Raw genomic sequence first — 23,689 nt, forward strand, 5'->3', positions numbered from 1 at the left:
TGCATTTCAATTCCTGTTTCCCTCGGCGCACCAACTTGTTACCGAACGCCCCAGCGTGGCGCAAAACCACGGGTTCGTAACGATCCGCCAAATCCTCAATTCCTCCCCGCAAAAATTTTCATCCACGCCGTAACCCTTGTCTCAGGCGCTCCGCAGCCCTGTCCGCAATTTTTCTTGAGCGCCCCTCCAGCAAGTTGGCCGCTTGATTGCATATGCTTGTATGTACAAGTAAAGACGTATGCGTATAAGTCCGCAGCGTCCACTGATTCGCTTGTCGCGCATTGAGGCGCGCAGGCTGCTTGCCCACTGCCAGGGTTGGTTTGAATTGATCGCTGAGGAGTCTTTTTCGTGACTGACAATAAGCCTACAACTGCCGTTTATACAAAGAGACGTGACGTCGAGATCCGCGCTGCACGCGGCAACAAGCTGACCGCCAAGAGCTGGCTAACCGAAGCGCCGCTGCGCATGCTGATGAACAACCTCGATCCGGAAGTGGCCGAGAACCCGAAAGAGCTGGTGGTCTACGGTGGCATCGGTCGCGCTGCGCGCAACTGGGAGTGCTACGACAAAATCGTCGAGAGCCTGACCAATCTGAACGACGACGAGACCCTGCTGGTGCAATCCGGCAAACCGGTCGGCGTGTTCAAGACTCACAGCAACGCCCCGCGCGTACTGATCGCCAACTCCAACCTGGTGCCGCACTGGGCGAGCTGGGAACACTTCAACGAACTCGACGCCAAAGGCCTGGCCATGTACGGCCAGATGACCGCCGGCAGCTGGATCTACATCGGCAGCCAAGGCATCGTTCAGGGCACCTACGAAACCTTCGTTGAAGCCGGCCGCCAGCACTACAACGACAACCTCAAAGGCAAGTGGGTGCTGACCGCAGGCCTCGGCGGCATGGGCGGCGCTCAGCCACTGGCGGCCACCCTGGCCGGTGCCTGCTCGCTGAATATCGAATGCCAGCAGGTGAGCATCGATTTCCGCTTGAAAAGCCGCTACGTCGACGAGCAGGCCAAAGATCTCGATGACGCCCTGGCGCGCATCGCCAAATACACCGCTGAAGGCAAGGCGATCTCGATCGCGCTGCTGGGCAACGCGGCAGAAATTCTGCCGGAACTGGTCAAGCGCGGTGTGCGCCCGGACATGGTCACCGACCAGACCAGCGCCCACGACCCACTCAATGGCTACCTGCCGGCGGGCTGGACCTGGGACGAATACCGCGCCCGCGCCAAGACAGAGCCGGCCGCTGTGATCAAGGCCGCCAAGCAGTCGATGGCCGTCCACGTCAAAGCGATGCTGGACTTCCAGAAACAAGGCATTCCGACCTTCGACTACGGCAACAACATCCGTCAGATGGCGCAAGAAGAAGGCGTGGAGAACGCGTTCGACTTCCCAGGATTTGTACCGGCCTACATCCGCCCACTGTTCTGCCGTGGCATCGGTCCGTTCCGCTGGGCGGCGCTGTCGGGTGACCCGCAGGACATCTACAAGACCGACGCCAAAGTCAAAGAGCTGATCCCGGACGACGCGCACCTGCACAACTGGCTGGACATGGCCCGTGAGCGCATCAGCTTCCAGGGTCTGCCGGCACGTATCTGCTGGGTCGGTCTGGGCCTGCGCGCCAAGCTCGGTCTGGCGTTCAACGAAATGGTGCGCAGCGGCGAGCTGTCGGCCCCGATCGTGATCGGTCGCGACCACCTCGACTCCGGCTCCGTTGCCAGCCCGAACCGCGAAACCGAATCGATGCAGGACGGTTCCGACGCCGTGTCCGACTGGCCACTGCTCAACGCTCTGCTGAACACCGCGAGCGGCGCGACCTGGGTTTCCCTGCACCACGGCGGTGGCGTGGGCATGGGCTTCTCCCAGCACTCGGGCATGGTAATCGTCTGCGACGGTACCGACGAAGCGGCCGAGCGCATTGCCCGCGTCCTGCACAACGACCCGGCCACCGGTGTCATGCGTCACGCCGATGCCGGTTACCAGATCGCTATCGACTGCGCCAAGGAGCAGGGGCTGAACCTGCCGATGATTACCGGCAAATAATCGCAATTCTGTGGGAAATGCTTTTGGTGGGAGTGGGCTTGCTCACGAACGCGTTGGATCAGTCAGCACATGTTTCGAATGTGCCGGCCCCTTCGCGAGCAAGCCCGCTCCCACCAAAAGCCGCCCGCGCAAGACGCTCAGTGAACTCGAATAACAATCCACAGAGGTTGAATCATGGCTGTAACCCCCGATCGTGCAGGCAACAAACCGTTGATCGAAAGGCGTTCGATCGACTACATCCCGGAAGCGGAAAGACACGGTCGTCTGTTGAGCCAGTTCACCCTGTGGATGGGTGCGAATCTGCAAATCACCGCGATTGTCACCGGGGCCCTGGCCGTGGTGCTGGGCGGTGATGTGTTCTGGTCGTTGATCGGTCTGTTGATCGGTCAACTGCTGGGCGGTGGCGTGATGGCGCTGCATGCGGCGCAAGGGCCGAAACTGGGCCTGCCGCAGATGATTTCCAGCCGCGTGCAATTCGGCGTCTACGGCGCGGCGATCCCGATCGTGCTGGTGTGCCTGATGTACCTGGGCTTCACCGCCACCGGTACGGTGCTTTCCGGCCAGGCGCTGGGCCAGTTGTTTGGCGTCAGCGACACCGTCGGCATCCTGCTGTTCGCCAGTGTCATCGTAGTGGTCACGGTGCTCGGTTATCGGGTGATCCACTGGATCGGCCGGGTTGCCAGTGTCATCGGCGTGATTGCCTTTGTGTATCTGTTCAGCCGTCTGCTGAGCCAGGTGGACGTGGGCGCACTGTTGCAGATCCGTCACTTCAGCTGGAGCAGCTTCCTGCTGGCGGTGTCGCTCGCGGCGTCCTGGCAGATCGCGTTCGGCCCTTATGTGGCTGACTATTCGCGTTACCTGCCGAGCAAGGTTTCCTCGGTGAAAACCTTCTTTGCCGCTGGCGCAGGTTCGGTCATCGGCGCGCAGGTGGCGATGGTCCTCGGCGTGTTCGCGGCAGCTTCGGCCAACGGCCAGTTTGCCGGTCACGAAGTGGCCTACATCGTCGGACTGGGCGGCACTGGTGCCACGGCGGCGCTGCTGTACTTCAGCATCGCCTTCGGCAAGGTGACCATCTCGACGCTGAACTCCTACGGCAGCTTCATGTGCATCGCCACCATCATCAGTGGTTTCAAAGGGCACCTGACCGTTACGCGTATGCAGCGTCTGGTGTTCGTGCTGGTGATCGTCGGCGCGGCAACCCTGATCGCCTTGCTCGGTCAGCACTCGTTCCTCGGTGCGTTCAAGTCGTTCATCCTGTTCCTGCTGGCGTTCTTCACGCCATGGAGCGCGATCAACCTGGTCGACTACTACTGCATCACCCGCGAGCGCTACGACGTGCCGGCGCTGGCCGATCCGAACGGTCGCTACGGGCGCTGGAACCTGCTCGGGATCAGCGTCTATGTGTTCGGCGTGCTGGTGCAACTGCCGTTCATCTCCACCAAGTTCTACACCGGCCCGCTGGTGGCTGCCCTCGGTGATGTGGATATCTCCTGGATCATCGGTCTGGTGCTGCCTGCTGCCCTCTATTACGTGTGCGCAAAAAAATGGCACGGCTCGGTGCCTGATCAACTGATTCTGCCGGTCGAGCAGAACAGCGTTGTACCACCTGAAAAAAGTGGGGCCGGGCGCGCTGCGGCGCAGGCCTGATTGGACGTGGACAGGGCTGGATGCCTCTTGACTGCCGTAAGCCAATTCATGATTAGGAGCGTCGCAACAATGAAATCGAACAAGACCCTGCTCACCACACTGTTGTCCATGGGCCTGCTGGCCAGTGCCGGTGCCACTCAGGCAGCCGGTTGGTGCGAGTCCGGTAAACCGGTGAAATTCGCCGGTCTGAACTGGGAAAGCGGCATGCTGCTGACCGACGTGCTGCAAGTGGTGCTGGAGAAAGGTTACGACTGCAAGACCGACAGCCTGCCGGGCAACTCCATCACCATGGAGAACGCCCTGAGCAGCAACGACATTCAAGTGTTCGCCGAAGAATGGGTCGGCCGCAGCGAAGTCTGGAACAAGGCCGAGAAGGCCGGCAAGGTCGTCGGTGTCGGCGCCCCGATCGTCGGCGCTATCGAAGGCTGGTACGTGCCGCGCTACGTGATCGAAGGCGACGCCAAACGCAAGATCGAGGCAAAAGCCCCGGACCTGAAAAACATCGCCGACCTGGGCAAGTACGCGGCTGTTTTCAAAGACGCCGAAGAGCCGTCCAAGGGCCGTTTCTATAACTGCCCGGCGGGCTGGACCTGCGAGCTGGACAACAGCGAAATGCTCAAGAGCTATGGTCTGGAAAACAGCTACACCAACTTCCGCCCGGGCACAGGACCTGCGCTGGATGCGGCGGTGCTGTCGAGCTACAAGCGTGGCGAGCCGATCCTGTTTTATTACTGGTCGCCAACCCCGCTGATGGGCCAGATCGACGCGGTCAAACTCGAAGAAAAACCGGGCGTCGACAAAAGCGTGAGCATCAAGGTCGGCCTGTCGAAAACCTTCCACGAGCAGGCGCCAGAACTGGTGGCCGTGCTGGAAAAGGTCAACCTGCCGATCGACCTGCTGAACCAGAACCTGGGCCGCATGGCGAAGGAACGTATCGAGTCGCCAAAACTGGCGAAAATCTTCCTCAAGGAACATCCTGAGGTCTGGCACGCGTGGGTCAGTGACGACGCAGCCAAGAAAATCGACGCGGCGCTGTAGGTCGATACCTCCCGGTCAACCGTGAGGCTGGCCGGGAGATATGCCGTAAATCGCTTGATTGAGATTTCTGATTGAGAGCCGCTTATGTTTCCCGAAAGCTTTACCTTTTCCATCGCCGACTGGGTCAACGGTTGGGTCGATTCGCTGGTCACCAACTACGGTGATGTGTTCCGCCACATCTCGGACACGCTGCTGTGGGCCATCGTCAACCTCGAAGGCCTGCTGCGTGCGGCGCCGTGGTGGTTGATGCTGGCGATCGTCGGCGTCGTCGCCTGGCACGCCACGCGCAAAGTGCTGACCACCGCTGTCATCGTCGGTCTGCTGTTCCTCGTCGGTGCTGTCGGCCTGTGGGACAAACTCATGCAGACCCTGGCGCTGATGATGGTCGCGACGATCATATCGGTGCTGATCGGCATACCGCTGGGGATTCTCTCGGCGCGCAGCAATCGATTGCGTTCGGTGCTGATGCCGCTGCTCGACATCATGCAGACCATGCCCAGCTTCGTGTACCTGATTCCGGTGCTGATGCTGTTCGGTCTGGGTAAAGTCCCGGCGATTTTCGCCACGGTGATCTACGCCGCGCCGCCGCTGATCCGCCTGACTGATCTGGGCATCCGCCAGGTCGACGGCGAAGTGATGGAAGCGATCAACGCTTTCGGTGCCAACCGCTGGCAGCAACTGTTCGGCGTGCAACTGCCGCTGGCCCTGCCGAGCATCATGGCCGGGATCAACCAGACCACCATGATGGCCCTGTCGATGGTGGTGATCGCCTCGATGATCGGCGCCCGTGGCCTGGGTGAAGATGTGCTGGTGGGGATTCAGACCCTCAACGTCGGACGCGGCCTCGAAGCCGGTCTGGCGATCGTGATTCTCGCGGTGGTCATCGACCGCATTACTCAGGCGTACGGTCGGCCACGGCATGAGGTGAGCAAATGAACAACGCAACCGTGAGCAAGATCGAAGTCAAAAACGTCTTCAAGATTTTCGGCAACCGCGCCAAGGACGCACTGGCGATGGTCGGCCAGGGCAAGACCAAGGATCAGGTGCTGAACGAAACCGGTTGCGTGGTCGGGGTCAACGACCTGTCGCTGAGCATCGGCACCGGTGAGATCTTCGTGATCATGGGCCTGTCCGGCTCCGGCAAATCGACCCTGGTGCGCCACTTCAATCGCCTGATCGACCCCACCAGCGGCGCGATCCTGGTCGACGGCGTGGACATCCTGCAATACGACATGGAAGCGCTGCGCGAATTTCGCCGGCACAAGATCAGCATGGTGTTCCAGAGCTTCGGCCTGCTGCCGCACAAGACCGTGATCGAGAACGTCGCCTACGGCCTGAAAGTGCGCGGTGAAAGCAAGCAACTGTGCGCTGAACGCGCGTTGCACTGGATCAACACCGTGGGCCTCAAAGGTTACGAAAACAAATACCCGCACCAGCTCTCCGGCGGCATGCGCCAGCGCGTGGGCCTGGCCCGGGCACTGGCGGCCGACACCGATATCATCCTGATGGACGAAGCGTTCAGTGCGCTGGATCCGCTGATCCGCGCCGAGATGCAGGACCAGTTGCTGGAGCTGCAAAAGACCCTGCACAAGACCATCGTCTTCATCACCCACGACCTCGACGAGGCCGTGCGCATCGGCAACCGCATCGCGATCCTCAAGGATGGCCGCCTGATTCAGGTCGGCACGCCAAGGGAGATCCTGCATTCGCCGGCGGACGAGTATGTCGACCGGTTCGTGCAGCGGCGGGCGGCAGTAGTCTGAAATGGATTGCCTTTGTGGCGCGGGGATTTATCCCCGATGGGTGGCGAAGCCGCCCCCAAACATTGCATGCGGTGCACCTGAAACATCCTGGCTGCAGGTTTTGGGGCTGTTGCGCAGCCCGTCGGGGATAAATCCCCTCACCACAGGTTTTGTATCAAAGAATTGGTATGAGGTTTTAGATGTCCCAGGCTGAAAAAATCATCATCACCGGCAACCCCCTGCGTTGGCAGGACGTGGTCGCCGTCGCCCGTCACGGCGCGCAACTGGAGTTATCGAGCGAAACCTGGGCGCGCATCGAAAACGCTCAGGGCATCGTCCAGCGCATCGTCGAAAGCGGCGAGCGTGCCTATGGCGTCAACACCGGTCTGGGTGGTCTGTCCAACGTTTCGCTGAAGGACGAACAACTCAGCCAGCTCTCACGCAACACCTTGCTCAGCCACGCCTGCGGCGTCGGCCCGGTGCTGCCTGATGAGCAGACCCGCGCGATCATCTGCGCCGCAATCCACAACTACAGCCACGGCAAATCCGGCATTCACCGGCGGGTGGTCGAAGCGTTGCTGGCGCTGCTCAATCGCGGCATCACCCCGCAGGTTCCGTCGCAAGGTTCGGTGGGTTACCTGACGCACATGGCGCACATCGGCATCGCGCTGCTGGGCGTGGGCAATGTCAGCTATCGCGGGCAGATCACTTCGGCGCAACAGGCGCTGGCCGAAGAAGGCCTGCAACCGGTGCAACTCGGCGCGAAGGACGGCTTGTGCCTGGTCAACGGTACGCCGTGCATGACCGGCCTCAGCTGCCTGGCGATTGCCGACGCGACGCGTCTGGTGCAATGGGCCGACGTGATCGGCGCCATGAGCTTCGAAGCGCAGCGTGGGCAGATCGCCGCGTTCGATGCCGAGATCATCGCGCTCAAGCCGCACCCCGGCATGCAGCAGGTCGGTAGCAACCTGCGCGCCTTGCTCGATGGCAGTGAAGTGATCGCGACGAGCAAAGGCATTCGTACTCAGGATGCGCTGAGCATCCGTTCGATCCCGCAGGTACACGGTGCGGCGCGCGACCAACTGGAGCACGCGATCAAACAAGTCGAAGCCGAACTCAACGGCTGCACCGACAACCCGTTGCTGCTGGGCACGCCGGACAACTTCCGGGTGATGTCGCAGGCCAACCCGCACGGCCAGTCAGTGGCGATGGCAGCGGATCTGCTGGCGATTGCCATGGCTGAAATCGGCTCGATTGCCGAGCGCCGCCTCGATCGTCTGGTCAACCCGCACGTCAGCGGTCTGCCGGCATTTCTGGTGGCCAACCCGGGGGTGAACTCCGGGATGATGATCGTGCAATACGTCGCCGCTTCGCTATGTGCCGAGAATCGCCAACTGGCGCAGCCGGCAGTGCTCGACAACTACGTCACCTCGGGCCTGCAGGAAGACCACCTGAGCATGGGCACCAGCGCTGCACTGAAGCTGCACCGCGCCCTGGAAAACTGCACGCAGATTCTCGCCATCGAGTACCTGCTGGCGGCGCAGGCCTTTGAATTCCTCAAGGAGCAGCGCTTTGGCGCGGGCACTGATCGGGCGTGGCGGCTGCTGCGTGAAACCGTCCCGGCCTACGATCAGGATCGCTGGCTGGCGCCGGATATCGCCGCCGCCGCCAGCGTTCTGAAACACCCGAATGCGCTGCACAACGTATTACCGAATCTGCACTGACAACTACCCATACCAGCGTGCCAAGGCGCGGATCGTCCACAAGACGAGAAACGACGGATAACGGAATGCTCCGGAGCGACTGGTAGTTAATAACAATGTTCAAAAGGAGCATTTTAATGACTGCGCTGAACCTGATTCCCGGCCAACTGAGCCTGGCCCAACTGCGTGATGTCTATCAGCAACCGGTCAAGCTGACCCTCGACCACAGTGCTGCGGCGCAGATCGAGGCCAGCGTCGCCTGCGTCGAGCAGATCCTCGCCGAGAACCGCACTGCCTACGGCATCAACACCGGTTTCGGCCTGCTGGCGTCGACCCGCATCGCCAGCGAAGACCTGGAAAACCTGCAGCGTTCGCTGGTGCTGTCGCACGCCGCCGGCGTCGGCCAGCCGATCAGCGATGAGCTGGTGCGCCTGATCATGGTGCTCAAGGTCAACAGCCTCAGCCGTGGTTTCTCCGGCATCCGCCGCGTGGTGATCGACGCGCTGATCGCGCTGATCAACGCCGAGGTTTATCCGCATATTCCGCTCAAGGGTTCGGTCGGTGCATCCGGTGACCTCGCGCCGCTGGCGCACATGTCGCTGGTGCTGCTGGGCGAAGGCAAGGCGCGTTACAAAGGCGAGTGGATGGAAGCTACCGAAGCGCTGAAAGTCGCTGGTCTGACCCCGCTGACCCTGGCGGCGAAAGAGGGTCTGGCACTGCTCAACGGCACTCAAGTGTCTACCGCATTTGCCCTGCGCGGTCTGTTTGAAGGTGAAGACCTGTTTGCCGGCGCGCTGGCTATTGGCGGTCTGACGGTGGAAGCGGTGCTCGGTTCGCGCTCGCCGTTCGACGCACGTATTCACGCCGCTCGTGGCCAGAAAGGCCAGATCGATGCTGCAGTCGCATATCGCGATCTGCTCGGCGAGCGCAGCGAAGTGTCCGATTCGCACCAGAACTGCGAGAAGGTTCAGGACCCGTACTCGCTGCGTTGCCAGCCACAAGTCATGGGTGCCTGCCTGACCCAGTTCCGCCAGGCCGCTGAAGTGTTGGTGGTCGAAGCAAACGCCGTCTCCGACAACCCGTTGGTATTCGCCGCTGAAGGCGATGTGATTTCTGGTGGCAACTTCCACGCCGAGCCGGTGGCCATGGCCGCCGACAACATGGCCCTGGCCATCGCTGAAATCGGCTCGCTGAGCGAACGCCGTATCTCGTTGATGATGGACAAGCACATGTCGCAGCTGCCGCCGTTCCTGGTGGCCAATGGCGGGGTCAACTCCGGCTTCATGATCGCTCAGGTGACCGCCGCAGCACTGGCCAGCGAGAACAAGGCGCTGTCCCATCCGCATTCGGTCGACAGCCTGCCGACCTCGGCCAACCAGGAAGACCACGTGTCGATGGCTCCGGCCGCCGGCAAGCGCCTGTGGGAAATGGCCGAGAACACCCGCGGGATTCTCGCGGTGGAATGGCTGGCGGCGGTGCAGGGGCTGGACCTGCGCAACGGTCTGAAGACCTCGGCCAAGCTGGAACAGGCGCGGGCGATTCTGCGCCGCGAAGTGCCGTTCTATGAGAAGGACCGCTTCTTTGCGCCGGACATCAATGCGGCGACTGAACTGTTGGCTTCGCGGTGCTTGAGCGAATTGGTTCCGGCGAAATTGCTGCCTAGTTTGTAAGTGTTTTTCAGGGGGAGTTTTGTTGTTGCTGAAATCGATCCCCCTCACCCCAGCCCTCTCCCCCAAGGGGGAGAAGGGGAAGGGAGCCAATCTTCATTGTTTTCAGAGCCGGAGTTCGGCTCAAGATTCTCAGGTCGATGTATCTCGACAGAACAACCCGGTCAGTCCCCTCTCCCTCCGGGAGAGGGCTAGGGTGAGGGGCTTTTGAAGGCTCCCCACCAAACCAATTCCAACGGAGGCCAACAGTGAAAACCCTCTGGCAACACTGCCACGTCGCAACCATGGCGCAGGGCGTCTACTCGATCATCGAGGATGCGGCCATCGTGACGTCCGGTGCGCACATCGAGTGGATCGGTCCGCGCAATCTGCTCCCGTCCGGTGAATACCCGGCGGTCAACGATCTGCAAGGCGCGTGGGTGACCCCCGGCCTGATCGACTGCCACACCCACACGGTGTTCGGCGGCAACCGCAGCGGCGAATTCGAACAGCGTCTGCAAGGCGTCAGCTATGCCGAGATCGCGGCGCAGGGCGGCGGCATTGCCAGCACCGTGCGCGCCACCCGTGAAGCAACTGAAGACCAGCTGTTCGCCAGCGCCGCCAAGCGTCTGAAAAGCCTGATGCGCGACGGCGTGACCACGGTCGAGATGAAGTCCGGCTACGGTCTGGACCTGGCCAGCGAACGCAAGATCCTGCGGGCCATCCGTCGCCTGGCCAAGGAGCTGCCGATCAGCGTGCGCAGTACCTGTCTGGCCGCCCACGCGCTGCCGCCGGAATACAAGGATCGCGCTGACGACTACATCGAGCACATCTGCGCCGAGATGCTCCCGGCATTGGCCGCCGAAGGGCTGGTCGACGCCGTGGATGCGTTCTGCGAATACCTGGCGTTCTCGCCGGAGCAGGTCGAGCGGGTGTTCGTCACCGCACAAAAACTCGGCCTGCCAGTGAAGTTGCACGCCGATCAATTGTCATCGCTGCATGGCTCCAGTCTGGCGGCGCGGTATCACGCGTTGTCTGCCGACCATCTGGAGTTCATGGACGAAGACGACGCCATCGCCATGGCCAAGTCCGACACCGTCGCGGTGTTGCTGCCGGGGGCGTTCTACTTCCTGCGCGAAACCCAGCTGCCGCCGATGGACGCCCTGCGCAAGCACAAGGTCAAGATCGCTATCGCCAGTGACCTCAACCCCGGCACCTCGCCGGCGCTGTCGTTGCGCCTGATGCTGAACATGGCTTGCACCTGCTTCCGCATGACCCCGGAAGAAGCCCTGGCTGGCGCGACCATCCATGCCGCACAAGCGCTGGGCATGGCTGACACCCACGGTTCGCTGGAAGTCGGCAAGGTCGCGGATTTCGTCGCCTGGCACATCGATCGTCCGGCGGATCTGGCCTATTGGCTCGGTGGTGATCTGGACAAACGCGTCGTGCGTCACGGCGTCGAATCAAGTCTGTAGGAGAGCGGTTGTGGATAAGGTTCTGAGTTTCAAACAAGGTCGCGTACCGCTGCTGATCAGCATGCCGCATGCCGGCGTGCGCCTGACGCCAGCGGTCGAAGCCGGGCTGATCGCGGACGCGAAAAGCCTGCCGGACACCGACTGGCACATTCCGCAGCTCTATGACTTTGCCGAGGAACTGGGCGCCAGCACGTTGGCCGCCGAATACTCGCGGTTCGTCATCGACCTTAACCGTCCGTCCGATGACAAACCGTTGTATGCCGGCGCCACCACCGGGCTGTACCCGGCGACGCTGTTCGATGGCATTCCGTTGTTCCGCGAAGGGCACGAGCCCTCGAAAGCAGAGCGCGCGACCTACCTGGAACAGGTCTGGACGCCGTATCACCGCACCCTGCAACAAGAGCTTGCGCGGTTGAAGGCCGAGTTCGGCTATGCGCTGCTGTTCGACGCGCACTCGATCCGCTCGATCATCCCGCACCTGTTCGACGGCAAACTGCCGGATTTCAACCTTGGCACCTTCAATGGCGCCAGTTGCGATCCACAATTGGCGACGCAACTGGAAGCCATCTGCGCCCGTCACGATCATTACAGCCACGTGCTCAACGGCCGCTTCAAGGGCGGCCACATCACCCGCCATTACGGCAACCCCGCCGAGAACATCCACGCCGTGCAACTGGAGTTGTGCCAGAGCACCTACATGGAAGAGTTCGAACCGTTCCGCTACCGCGCCGATCTGGCAGAGCCGACGCGGGTGGTGCTCAAGGAGTTGCTGCAGGGCCTGCTGGCCTGGGCAAAGTCGCACTACACCGCATAACCCACTGTGGGAGCGGGCTTGCTCGCGAAGGCGGCGCATCAGGCAACATATGCGTTGAATGACACAGCGCTTTCGCGAGCAAGCCCGCTCCCACAGGTTTTGTATGCAGCAGAAAAATTGTGACTGCGTACGGGCATGCTCATTGACGTAAATCGGGTTTATGATGCCGGACGGCAGAATAATAGAAGTCCCCCCAGGGATGACCTCGACCCCTTACGGAGCGCGCAATGCAGACATTGTTTCCGCAGATCAAACCCCACGCCCGGCACGATCTGGCTGTCGATGACACCCACACGCTGTACGTCGATGAAAGCGGCTCGCCGGAAGGCTTGCCGGTGGTGTTCATCCACGGCGGCCCGGGTGCCGGTTGCGACGCGCAGAGCCGTCGCTATTTCGATCCGAACCTGTATCGCATTGTCACCTTCGACCAGCGCGGCTGCGGACGCTCCACCCCGCATGCGAGCCTGGAAAACAACACCACCTGGGATCTGGTCGCTGACCTTGAGCGTATCCGCAAGCACTTGGGCATCGATAAATGGGTGCTGTTCGGCGGTTCGTGGGGTTCGACTCTGGCGCTGGCCTACGCGCAAACCCACCCGGAGCGCGTACACGGTCTGATCCTGCGTGGGATCTTTCTCTGCCGTCCGCAGGAAATCGAGTGGTTCTATCAGGCCGGTGCCAGCCGTCTGTTTCCCGATTACTGGCAGGATTACATCGCGCCGATCCCGCTGGACGAGCGCGACGATCTGCTCAGCGCCTTCCACAAGCGCCTGGTCGGTAACGATCAGATCGCTCAGATGCACGCGGCCAAGGCCTGGTCGACGTGGGAAGGACGCACCGCGACCCTGCGGCCGAACCCGCTGGTGGTCGACCGTTTCTCCGAACCGCAGCGCGCCCTGTCGATCGCGCGGATCGAGTGTCACTACTTCACCAATAATGCGTTCCTCGAGCCGAATCAACTGATCCGCGACATGGGCAAGATCGCCCATCTGCCGGGGGTGATCATTCACGGTCGTTACGACGTGATCTGTCCGCTGGACAACGCCTGGGAGCTGCATCAGGCCTGGCCGAACAGCGAACTGCAGGTGATTCGTGACGCCGGTCACGCCGCCTCCGAACCGGGCATCACCGATGCGCTGGTGCGTGCCGCGAGCAACATGGCCCGTCGCTTGCTCGACCTGCCGCCCGAAGAAGCATGAAGGGGCTTTTACAACGCGTGCGCGGTGCGCGGGTAGAGGTTGCGGGAGAGACAGTCGGCGCGGTGGATCAGGGTTTGCTGGTGCTGGTGGCGGTCGAACCCGACGACACGCGTACCAGTGCCGACAAACTTTTGCATAAGCTGCTTAACTATCGGGTATTCAGTGACGCCGAGGGCAAGATGAATCTGTCCCTGGCGGATGTGGGCGGCGGGTTGCTGCTGGTCTCTCAGTTCACCCTCGCTGCCGACACCAGGAGCGGGTTGCGCCCGAGTTTCTCGACCGCAGCCCCTCCGGCATTGGGCGAGGAATTGTTCGACTATCTATTCAGCAAAGCGAAACAGATGCATGGCACTGTGGCATCAGGTAGATTCGGCGCGGATATGCAGGTGCACCTGGTCAACGATGGCCCGGTAACCTTCCTGTTACAGACATGAAAGCCCTTGAAACACCTTTTCAAGGGCTTTTCGACTGAAAACAGGCGTTTTTCGCGATAAATACTTTGTTACCCCTGATGCGTTGTCACGCGGGCTACTAGATAATCGCGCGCTATGGGGATCAGCGTTCGCTGTTCCATTTTTGACTTAGGTAGAGACTTGTCTGGATCCGATTGGGGAATCATTTTGCCCCAGCGGAGTCGGAACAATGCTCGCCAACTTGGCAAGGGTGCGCTGGGAGGTCGGCTTTTCAAAGTCGAAAACCCCACAGGCACTTAATCTGGCCGTTGGTTTTTTGATCTGTTTTCGGCGAGGGTTGCTCGTGATTGTTAGTCCCTGTAATGCAGCAAAAATGTCTGCCAAACGCATGCGAAGTGCCCTGGTAGCCGGCTCGGCGCTCCTGTGCCTGCTCAGCGCCGGCCAGCTTTGGGCGTTCAATCTTGACGATGTATCAGCCAAGGCTAAAGAGCTGGCCGGGCAGAAGTTCGAAGCCCCGCGCAGCAACCTGCCGAACGAATTCCGTGACATGAAGTTCGCGGATTATCAGAAAATCCGCTTCCTCACCGAAAAGGCTGAGTGGGCCGATCAGAAGACACCGTTCAAGCTGTCCTTCTATCACCAGGGCATGCACTTCGATACGCCGGTGAAAATCAACGAAATCACGGCGAACACCGTCGAAGAGATCAAATACGATCCGACCCGCTTCGATTTCGGCGACCTCAAGTTCGATCCGAAAGCCACTGAGCAACTGGGCTACGCCGGTTTCCGTGTGCTGTACCCGATCAACAAGGCCGACAAGCAAGACGAAATCATGACCATGCTCGGCGCGAGCTACTTCCGCGTCGTCGGCAAGGGCCACACCTACGGCCTGTCGGCCCGTGGTCTGGCGATCGACACCGCGCTGCCGTCGGGCGAAGAGTTTCCGCGTTTCCGCGAGTTCTGGATTCAACAGCCGAAGCCGGGTGACAAGCATCTGGTGATCTTCGCCCTGCTGGATTCGCCGCGCGCCACCGGTGCCTATCGCCTGATCCTGCGTCCGGGCAGCGACACCATTGTCGACGTCAAGGCGCAGATGTTCCTGCGTGACAAGGTCGGCAAACTGGGCATCGCACCGTTGACCAGCATGTTCCTGTTCGGCGCCAACCAGCCGTCGAAAGTCCTCAACTACCGTCGTGAACTGCACGACTCCAGCGGTCTGTCGATCCATGCCGGCAACGGCGAGTGGATCTGGCGTCCGCTGAACAACCCGAAACACCTGGCCGTGAGCAACTTCAGCGTCGAGAACCCGCGTGGTTTCGGTCTGCTGCAGCGTGGTCGCGACTTCAGCCACTACGAAGACCTCGACGACCGCTATGACAAGCGCCCAAGCGCCTGGATCGAGCCGAAGGGCGAGTGGGGCAAGGGCACCGTTGATCTGGTAGAGATTCCGACTGCCGACGAAACCAACGACAACATCGTTGCGTTCTGGAGCCCGGAAACCATGCCGGAGCCAGGCAAGCCGCTGGACTTCGCCTACCGTCTGCACTGGACCATGGACGAAGCGGCGATTCACGCCCCTGACAGCGCCTGGGTCAAGCAGACCCTGCGTTCGACCGGTGACGTCAAGCAGTCGAACCTGATCCGTCAACCGGATGGCAGCGTTGCCTACCTGGTCGACTTCGAAGGTCCATCGCTGGCGGCTCTGGCCCCGGATGCCGACGTGCGCAGTCAGGTCAGCGTTGGCGATAACGCCGAACTGGTCGAGAACAGCGTGCGTTACAACCCGGAAACCAAGGGCTGGCGCCTGACCCTGCGGATGAAGATCAAGGACGCGAGCAAGTCCACCGAGATGCGGGCCGCCCTGGTACAGCCAGTGGTCACCGCTGATCTGGCCAAGTCTTCGGTACCGGCGTCGAATTCGTCGGTGGCCAAGGCGGACAAGGTCGCGGCCAAGCAACAAGAGAAAGACGAGAAGGAAGCCAAGGCAGCCGAGGCCAAACAGGCCGACGCCAAGCCAGCCGCAGATGCCAAGGACAAGGCCAACAAAGACGCCAAGCAGCCAGCGGCTGCGAACGCGGCCCCAGCCACACCGGAATCGGCACCGACTGAAGAAGTCCTGACCGAGACCTGGAGCTATCAGTTGCCTGCCGATGAGTAACTCTCAAGTACAGCCAGAGACTCTTTCCGAGTATCTGGCGCATCTGCCGATGACCGACGAGCAGCGCGCGGAACTCGCGGGCTGCCAGTCCTTCAGCGAACTGCACCAGCGCCTGTCGTCGCCGACGTTCGACGCGCCTGCCGAAGCCGCCCAGGCTTCGGTGGCCAAGCGCCTGACCCTGAGCACCGCCGAAGAGCTGGAAGAGGCGGAAATGCTGGTGCTCGACGCCAGCGGTCGGGTCAGCATGAAAGCGACGCCGCCGATCCGTCGGACCAAAGTCGTGCCGGAGCCATGGCGCACCAATATTCTGGTGCGTGGCTGGCGCCGCCTGACCGGGCGCACCAATCCGCCACAGCCGCCGAAGGACGAAAACGTCTTGCCGGCGGCGCGCTGGCGCACGGTAGGTTCGATCCGTCGCTACATTCTGTTGCTGCTGATGCTCGGTCAGACCATCGTTGCCGGCTGGTACATGAAAGGCATCATGCCGTACCAGGGCTGGTCGTTCGTCGATCTGGACGAAGTGCTGCACCAGCCGCTGCTGCAAACCGCCACGCAGGTGCTGCCGTATGCGCTGCAAACCAGCATCCTGATCCTGTTCGGGATTCTGTTCTGCTGGGTCTCGGCCGGTTTCTGGACGGCGCTGATGGGCTTCCTCGAGTTGCTCACCGGTCACGATAAATACCGTATCTCCGGCAAAAGCGCGGGCAACGAGCCGATTCCGAAAGACGCCCGTACCGCGCTGGTGATGCCGATCTGCAACGAGGACGTGCCCCGGGTATTCGCCGGTCTGCGCGCCACCTTCGAATCGGTCGCCGCTACCGGTGATCTGGATCGCTTCGACTTCTTCGTCCTCAGCGACAGTAACGACACCGATATCTGCGTCGCCGAGCAACAGGCCTGGCTGGACGTCTGCCGTGAAGCCAAGGGCTTCGGCAAGATCTTCTATCGCCGCCGTCGCCGCCGTGTGAAACGCAAGAGCGGCAACCTCGACGACTTCTGCCGTCGCTGGGGTGGTGACTACAAGTACATGGTCGTGCTCGACGCCGACTCGGTGATGAGCGGCGAGTGCCTGACCAGTCTGGTGCGCCTGATGGAAGCCACGCCGGACGCCGGGATCATCCAGACCGCGCCGCGAGCGTCGGGCATGGACACCCTGTATGCGCGCATGCAGCAGTTCGCTACCCGCGTGTACGGTCCGCTGTTCACCGCCGGTCTGCACTTCTGGCAGTTGGGTGAATCCCACTACTGGGGTCACAACGCGATCATCCGCATGAAGCCGTTCATCGACCACTGCGCCCTGGCGCCGTTGCCGGGTAAAGGTGCGTTCTCCGGTGCAATCCTGTCTCACGACTTCGTTGAAGCTGCGCTGATGCGCCGTGCCGGCTGGGGCGTGTGGATTGCCTACGACCTGCCGGGCAGTTACGAAGAGTTGCCGCCGAACCTGCTCGACGAGCTCAAGCGTGACCGTCGCTGGTGCCACGGCAACCTGATGAACTTTCGCCTGTTCCTGGTCAAAGGTATGCACCCGGTGCACCGCGCAGTGTTCCTCACCGGCGTGATGTCGTACCTGTCGGCGCCGTTGTGGTTCTTCTTCCTGGTGCTGTCGACCGCGCTGCTGGCGGTGAACACGCTGATGGAGCCGCAGTACTTCCTGGAACCGCGTCAGCTCTATCCGCTGTGGCCACAATGGCACCCGGACAAGGCGATCGCGCTGTTCTCGACCACCATCGTGCTGCTGTTCCTGCCGAAACTGCTGAGCATCATCCTGATCTGGGCCAAGGGCGCGAAAGAGTTCGGCGGCAAGTTCAAGGTGACCCTGTCGATGCTGCTGGAGATGCTTTTCTCCATGCTGCTGGCGCCGGTGCGGATGATTTTCCACACCCGTTTCGTCCTCGCCGCGTTCCTCGGCTGGGCCGCGACCTGGAACTCGCCGCAGCGTGACGACGACTCCACGCCATGGAGCGAGGCGGTCAAGCGCCACGGTCCGCAGACCCTGCTGGGCTTCTGCTGGGCGCTGCTGGTGATCTGGCTGAACCCGAGCTTCCTGTGGTGGCTGGTGCCGATCGTCGGTTCGCTGATGCTGTCGATCCCGGTGTCGGTGATTTCCAGCCGTGTCGGTCTGGGCCTCAAGTCCCGTGACGAGAGCCTGTTCCTCATCCCAGAGGAATACAATCCGCCACAGGCGCTGCTGGCGACCGATCAGTACACCCACGAGAACCGCTGGCACGCGCTGAACGACGGCTTCATCCGCGCCGTGGTCGATCCGCAGCAGAACGCCCTGGCGTGCTCGCTGGCGACGGCCCGTCACGGTCAGGCCGAGCCGATCGAATGGCTGCGTCAGGAACGTGTACGTCACGCCCTGAAGGCTGGCCCGGCGGCACTGAGCAACCATGATCGCCTGCAACTGCTGAGCGATCCGGTGGCCCTGGCGCGTCTGCACGAGCTGGTCTGGTCCGAAGATCACAAGGAATGGCTGGATGCCTGGCGTGCTTCGGTGAAAGCCGATCCGCATGCGCCGCTGTTGCCACTCAAGCCTGTGAGCTTGCAGGCGCAACCGGCCTGATGAAGAAACCCCGCTAACTAGCGGGGTTTTTTTATGGCGCTGAAAAGCCCCCTCATCGGAACGCCGCCCGCCTAACCCTCTCCCGGAGGGAGAGGGGACTGACCGGATTGGATATTCGAGTTGCATCGACCTGAGAAATCGAGTCGAACTTAGCTTTCGAATATTTCCCCGATCGGCTCCCTTTCCCCCTCTCCCCTCTGGGGAGAGGGCTGGGGTGAGGGGTGGCCTTTGAATGTTAAACAAATCGTCCATAAAACCTTGTGCAAAAAATCGAGTGCGTTAGCATCCGTCCCCGAATTGGCGCGCCCGGACGATCTTGTCCATTTCAGTCGGTTTTCGCGCCGCAATTGCAATGGTTTTGGGGACTTGAAGATGAAGAAGTATCTGTCGATGCTGCTGGTCGGCGTCACGGCACTGGTTGCAGTCAATGCGGCGCACGCCGGTGCAATCGATGACGCGGTCAAGCGCGGCACGTTGAAAGTCGGTATGGATCCGACCTACATGCCGTTCGAAATGACCAACAAGCGCGGCGAGATCATCGGCTTCGAAGTCGACATCCTCAAAGCCATGTCCAAGGCCATGGGCGTCAAGCTCGAGCTTGTGTCCACCGGTTACGACGGGATCATCCCGGCCCTGATGACCGACAAGTTCGACATGATCGGCAGCGGCATGACCCTGACTCAGGAGCGCAACCTGCGCCTGAACTTCAGCGAACCGTTCATCGTGGTCGGCCAGACCCTGCTGATCCGCAAGGAGCTGGAAGGCACCATCAAGTCCTATAAAGACCTGAACACCGCCGACTACCGCATCACCTCCAAGCTCGGTACCACCGGCGAGATGGTCGCCAAGAAGCTGATCGCCAAGGCCAAGTACCACGGCTACGACAACGAGCAGGAAGCCGTGCTCGACGTGGTCAATGGCAAGGCCGACGCGTTCATCTACGACGCGCCGTACAACGTGGTCGCGGTGAACAAGGTCGGCGCCGGCAAACTGGTGTTCCTCGACAAGCCGTTCACCTACGAGCCGCTGGCCTTCGGTCTGAAGAAGGGTGATTACGACAGCATCAACTTCATCAACAACTTCCTGCACCAGATCCACGAAGACGGCACGTACGATCGCATCCATGACAAGTGGTTCAAGAGCACCGAGTGGCTCAAGGACATGGAATAACACTGGGTCAGTCAGACCGAGTCGCCCCATTCGCGAGCAAGCCCGCTCCCACATTTGAAATGCAGTCCAAATGTGGGAGCGGGCTTGCTCGCGAAGAGGGCCTGCCAGGCAACACAAAATCCGGAACCTGCAATGAAACAGAAAAAAGCCCAATGGCCCTGGCACGTCCTGACCGTGCTGGTGCTGGTCGGCCTGGCGGGCGCGTTGTATTACGCCACGTCGCTGATGTCCTACGAATGGCGCTGGAACCGCGTGCCGCAGTACTTCGCCTATCAGGCCGAAGAATCCCAGCGTGCCACCGATATCTCCACCGTCACCGAGCTGGTGCGCAAGGGCGGTAGCGCGCAGGTCACCCTGCGCAACGACGCCGGTGACGAGCAGCACCTGACCGTCGACGAAAACAGCCTGCAATTCGCTCAGGGCGACGATGTGGCGGAAGGCGACGTCGTGGGCGTGACCCGGCATTGGGCGGCAGGGCCGCTGCTGTGGGGCCTTTGGACCACGCTGTGGCTGTCGGTGGTGTCTGGGGTACTCGGTCTGCTGATCGGTCTGGTCACCGGACTGTGCCGCCTGTCGAGCAACCCGACCCTGCGCGACCTGTCGAGCATCTACGTCGAGCTGGTGCGCGGTACGCCGCTGCTGGTGCAGATCTTTATCTTCTACTTCTTCATCGGCACGGTGATGAACCTGTCCCGCGAGTTCGCCGGGATCGCCGCGCTGTCGCTGTTTACCGGCGCCTACGTGGCCGAGATCATCCGTTCCGGGGTGCAGTCGATTGCCCGTGGCCAGAACGAAGCGGCGCGTTCGCTCGGTCTGAGCGCCGGTCAGTCGATGCGCCACGTGGTATTGCCGCAAGCATTCAAACGCGTACTGCCACCGCTGGCCGGGCAGTTCATCAGCCTGGTCAAGGACACCTCGCTGGTGTCTGTGATTGCGATCACCGAGCTGCTGAAAAGTGGCCGTGAAGTCATCACCACCTCGTTCTCGCCGTTCGAAATCCTGTTCTGCGTCGCCGGCCTGTACCTGTTGATCAACCTGCCGCTGTCGAAAATCGCCAGCCGGCTTGAGCGGAGGCTCGCGCAAAGTGATTGAAGTCCGCGATCTGGTAAAAGTCTTCGACACCCGTGGCCAGGTAGTTCGGGCTGTGGATAACGTCACCACTTCCGTTGCCAAAGGCGAAGTGCTGGTGGTGATCGGCCCGTCCGGCTCGGGCAAGTCGACCTTCCTGCGCTGCCTCAATGGCCTGGAAGAATTCGACTCGGGTTCGGTGAGCATCGACGGCCTGCAACTGGCCGACCCGAAAACCGACGTCAACGCCTACCGCCGCGAAGTCGGCATGGTCTTTCAGCACTTCAACCTGTTCCCGCACATGACCGTGCTGGAAAACCTCTGTCTGGCGCAGAAAGTCGTGCGCAAGCGTGGGCAGAAGGAAAGTGAGGCCAAGGCCTTGGCGTTGCTGGAAAAGGTCGGTATTGCGCAGAAGGCTCGGGAATATCCATCACGCCTGTCCGGCGGCCAGCAACAGCGCGTGGCGATTGCCCGGGCGCTGGCGATGGACCCGAAAGTGATGCTGTTCGACGAACCGACTTCGGCCCTCGACCCCGAAATGGTCGGCGAAGTGCTGGATGTGATGAAGAACCTGGCCGTGGAAGGCATGACCATGGTCTGCGTCACCCACGAAATGGGTTTCGCCCGGGAAGTGGCGGATCGGGTGCTGTTCTTCGATCACGGCAAACTGCTGGAAGATGCTTCCCCGGCGGAGTTTTTTGATGCGCCGAAGGATCCGCGGGCGCAGGCCTTTCTGCGTCAGGTCCTTTAATTTCAGCGTCTGACCTACCGCTTTCGCGAGCAAGCCCGCTCCCACATTAGACCGCGTCCGCATGGACAACCAGGTCAACTGTGGGAGCGGGCTTGCTCGCGAATGCATCACCTCGGTTCAGAGCGAACCGAGGTTTTCGGATCACCTCAAACCTTGAAGCGCCCCACCAGCATCTGCAGATGCGTCCCCAGCCGCGCCAGCTCAACACTCGACGCCGCGGTCTCTTCACTCGCCGCCGACGTCTGATCCGACACATCCCGCACATTCAGCACGCTACGGTTGATCTCCTCGGCCACGGCACTCTGCTGCTCGGCCGCCGCTGCAATCTGCTGGTTCATCGCCTGAATCGCCGAGACGGTGCGGGTGATGCTTTCCAGTGAGCCACCGGCACGGCGGGTCAGTTCGACGCTGCTGTCGGTCAGGCTGCGGCTGTTGTCCATGATCGTCGCCACTTGCTGGGTGCCGTTCTGCAGGCCGACGATCAGTTCCTCGATCTCTTCGGTGGACTTCTGCGTGCGCTGGGCGAGGCTGCGCACTTCATCGGCAACCACCGCAAAACCACGCCCGGCCTCACCGGCACGCGCTGCTTCGATCGCGGCGTTGAGCGCCAGCAGGTTGGTTTGCTGGGCCACGGACTTGATCACGTCGAGCACGCTGCCGATCTTGTCGCTCTCGCGCTTGAGTTCGCCCATGGCTTCGGTGGAGTGGCCGACTTCAACTGCCAAGCGCTCGATCTGCGCAATGGCTTCACCGACCACCTTGTCGCCTTCACGGGCTTGCTGGTCGGCGGCCACGGCGGCTTCGGAAGCCTCCTCGGCGTTACGCGCGACTTCCTGCACAGTGGCGGCCATTTCGTTCATGGCGGTGGCGACCTGATCGGTCTCGATCTTCTGATTGTTGACCCCGGCGCTGGTCTGCTCGGTCACCGCTGACAATTCCTCGGCAGCGCTGGCGATTTGCGTAACGCCGTCGCTGATGCCACCGATCAACTCGCGCAGGCCTTGGGTCATGCTCTGCATCGAACGTTGCAACTGGCCGAGTTCGTCGCGACGCTGCGACACCAGGTTGTGGGTCAAGTCGCCGGCAGCCACGCGCTCGGCGACCTTCAGGGTTTGATTCAGCGGAATGATGATCTGCCGGGTGATCGCCCACGCGGCCAGCAAACCGAAGGCCACGGCCAGCAGGGTGGCGATGATCAGCAGGTTCTTGGCGTGCGCGGCATCGGTATCGCGCACCACGGTTTGTGATTCGGTGAGCTTCTTGCTGAGGTCGAGGAGGATGTCGCCCTGCTCCGTCATGGTTGCCCCGGCCTTGGCATTGTTCACCTGCGAGTCGCGGAACTGAGCGACCGCCGCGCGATAAGCCTTGATCGAGTCGGTGGCCTGTTGCAGGTTGGCGATGTGCTGTTCGGGCAGTTTCGCCGGCAGGCTGTCGAGGTTTTTCAGTGCATTGTCGATGGCGTCCAGCGCGGGCTGCTCCGCCTCGGCCTTGCCGCTGTAGGTGTAGCCGCGCACCTGATAGCGCGCTTGCTGCAACAGTTTGCTCAGTTCGATCACGCTGTTGAATTGCGCGACGCTGTCACCCTGCAGCATGGATTTCTCGACTTCCGAGACTTTGGCCACGGCATTGTCGGCACTGGCGCCGAGCTTGCTGCGTGCGTCCTCACGCTGCACGGTGGCCTGCGTCATGTCGGCGAAGGCACGTTTGTACTCGGCGACAGCGGCCAGTTGCTGATCGACCATGGCCGCATCTGAGGGCTGCTCGATCAGGTCACGCGCGGTTTGCAAGCCGCTGGCGAGTTTGGCCAGCAACTCGTTGACCGCGCCCGGGCCTTGTTCGCCGCGACGCGCTTCATAGTCCAGACGCGCCAGGCGCAGGTCCTTGGTCAGTTCATTGAGGCTGGAGATGAAGCCGAGCTTGTCGCCACGGCTGATAATGCCGCCCATGCCGGTCCAGCCGGTAAAGGTAATCAGCAGGGTGAGCAACAGCACCAGGCCGAAACCGATGCCCAGTTTGCGTTTGACGCTGACGTTCCCAAGATTCTCGGCTAACCAACGGTACATGCGACGACTCCCCTCGGACCACTAATTGGACTTATGGGGACTGTATCGGCGGGGTGATGGCAATCTGTAACCCGATTTGAATGCCAACCCCGGATTCCTGTAGGAGCTGACGAGTGCAACGAGGCTGCGATCTTTTGATCTTGCTGTTAAAAAACAAAATCAAAAGATCGCAGCCTGCGGCAGCTCCTACAGG

17 protein-coding genes and 1 pseudogene are annotated in these 23,689 nt (G+C 61.4%); 16 read left to right on the plus strand and 2 right to left on the minus strand.

Translation table 11 applies throughout. From position 1 onward, the window contains the following. Positions 1 to 348: 348 nt before the first annotated feature. The 16 genes from hutU to E3Z29_RS04500 all read left to right on the plus strand — a co-directional run bounded on the left by hutU (position 349) and on the right by E3Z29_RS04500 (position 21,433). Complete coding sequence (hutU, locus tag E3Z29_RS04425) at positions 349 to 2,046, plus strand: urocanate hydratase (RefSeq protein ID WP_098966777.1); 1,698 nt, start codon at positions 349 to 351, stop codon at positions 2,044 to 2,046. 174 nt (positions 2,047 to 2,220) lie between these two features. Next, complete coding sequence (locus E3Z29_RS04430) at positions 2,221 to 3,693, plus strand: cytosine permease (protein WP_115988392.1); 1,473 nt, start codon at positions 2,221 to 2,223, stop codon at positions 3,691 to 3,693. A gap of 69 nt (positions 3,694 to 3,762) precedes the next feature. After that, positions 3,763 to 4,731: an ABC transporter substrate-binding protein gene (locus E3Z29_RS04435; protein ID WP_134785230.1), complete on the plus strand. Its 969-nt coding sequence runs from the start codon at positions 3,763 to 3,765 to the stop codon at positions 4,729 to 4,731. Between the two features lie 84 nt (positions 4,732 to 4,815). Beyond that, on the plus strand, positions 4,816 to 5,667 hold the full coding sequence (locus E3Z29_RS04440; protein WP_027611284.1) for a proline/glycine betaine ABC transporter permease: 852 nt from the start codon (positions 4,816 to 4,818) through the stop codon (positions 5,665 to 5,667). Beyond that, positions 5,664 to 6,494, plus strand: coding sequence for a glycine betaine/L-proline ABC transporter ATP-binding protein (locus tag E3Z29_RS04445; protein ID WP_047601084.1), 831 nt, complete (start codon positions 5,664 to 5,666; stop codon positions 6,492 to 6,494). Before E3Z29_RS04440 ends, E3Z29_RS04445 begins: the two co-directional genes overlap by 4 nt. Positions 6,495 to 6,673: 179 nt before the next feature. After that, positions 6,674 to 8,197, plus strand: a complete 1,524-nt coding sequence (gene hutH, locus E3Z29_RS04450) for a histidine ammonia-lyase (RefSeq protein ID WP_134785231.1) — start codon at positions 6,674 to 6,676, stop codon at positions 8,195 to 8,197. A gap of 116 nt (positions 8,198 to 8,313) precedes the next feature. Then, positions 8,314 to 9,846, plus strand: a complete 1,533-nt coding sequence (gene hutH / locus E3Z29_RS04455; protein WP_134785232.1) for a histidine ammonia-lyase — start codon at positions 8,314 to 8,316, stop codon at positions 9,844 to 9,846. Positions 9,847 to 10,091: 245 nt separating this feature from the next. After that, positions 10,092 to 11,297, plus strand: a complete 1,206-nt coding sequence (hutI, locus tag E3Z29_RS04460) for an imidazolonepropionase (RefSeq protein ID WP_134785233.1) — start codon at positions 10,092 to 10,094, stop codon at positions 11,295 to 11,297. Between the two features lie 10 nt (positions 11,298 to 11,307). Continuing rightward, on the plus strand, positions 11,308 to 12,111 hold the full coding sequence (gene hutG / locus E3Z29_RS04465; RefSeq protein ID WP_096794678.1) for an N-formylglutamate deformylase: 804 nt from the start codon (positions 11,308 to 11,310) through the stop codon (positions 12,109 to 12,111). Positions 12,112 to 12,338: 227 nt separating this feature from the next. Then, positions 12,339 to 13,310, plus strand: coding sequence for a prolyl aminopeptidase (gene pip, locus E3Z29_RS04470; RefSeq protein ID WP_003220824.1), 972 nt, complete (start codon positions 12,339 to 12,341; stop codon positions 13,308 to 13,310). Continuing rightward, positions 13,307 to 13,744: a D-aminoacyl-tRNA deacylase gene (dtd, locus tag E3Z29_RS04475; protein ID WP_134785234.1), complete on the plus strand. Its 438-nt coding sequence runs from the start codon at positions 13,307 to 13,309 to the stop codon at positions 13,742 to 13,744. Before pip ends, dtd begins: the two co-directional genes overlap by 4 nt. Before the next feature lie 352 nt (positions 13,745 to 14,096). After that, entirely contained in the window at positions 14,097 to 15,881 is a 1,785-nt protein-coding gene (locus tag E3Z29_RS04480) for a glucan biosynthesis protein G (RefSeq protein WP_167734086.1), read from the plus strand. Further along, positions 15,874 to 18,444, plus strand: a complete 2,571-nt coding sequence (gene mdoH, locus E3Z29_RS04485; protein WP_134785235.1) for a glucans biosynthesis glucosyltransferase MdoH — start codon at positions 15,874 to 15,876, stop codon at positions 18,442 to 18,444. Before E3Z29_RS04480 ends, mdoH begins: the two co-directional genes overlap by 8 nt. A 372-nt stretch (positions 18,445 to 18,816) precedes the next feature. Then, complete coding sequence (locus E3Z29_RS04490; protein WP_003220833.1) at positions 18,817 to 19,614, plus strand: transporter substrate-binding domain-containing protein; 798 nt, start codon at positions 18,817 to 18,819, stop codon at positions 19,612 to 19,614. A gap of 132 nt (positions 19,615 to 19,746) precedes the next feature. Then, entirely contained in the window at positions 19,747 to 20,706 is a 960-nt protein-coding gene (locus E3Z29_RS04495; RefSeq protein WP_027611292.1) for an amino acid ABC transporter permease, read from the plus strand. Then, entirely contained in the window at positions 20,699 to 21,433 is a 735-nt protein-coding gene (locus tag E3Z29_RS04500; protein WP_007961769.1) for an amino acid ABC transporter ATP-binding protein, read from the plus strand. Before E3Z29_RS04495 ends, E3Z29_RS04500 begins: the two co-directional genes overlap by 8 nt. A gap of 146 nt (positions 21,434 to 21,579) precedes the next feature. Here E3Z29_RS04500 and E3Z29_RS29870 read toward each other — a convergent pair whose 3' ends face one another. After that, complete coding sequence (locus tag E3Z29_RS29870; protein WP_371917811.1) at positions 21,580 to 22,452, minus strand: methyl-accepting chemotaxis protein; 873 nt, start codon at positions 22,450 to 22,452, stop codon at positions 21,580 to 21,582. 30 nt (positions 22,453 to 22,482) lie between these two features. Beyond that, positions 22,483 to 23,496: pseudogene (locus E3Z29_RS29875) on the minus strand (methyl-accepting chemotaxis protein); the annotation flags it as partial. Between the last annotated feature and the right edge of the window lie 193 nt (positions 23,497 to 23,689).

The organism is Pseudomonas sp. S150, from assembly GCF_004526365.1.
Classification (GTDB): domain Bacteria; phylum Pseudomonadota; class Gammaproteobacteria; order Pseudomonadales; family Pseudomonadaceae; genus Aquipseudomonas; species Aquipseudomonas putida_A.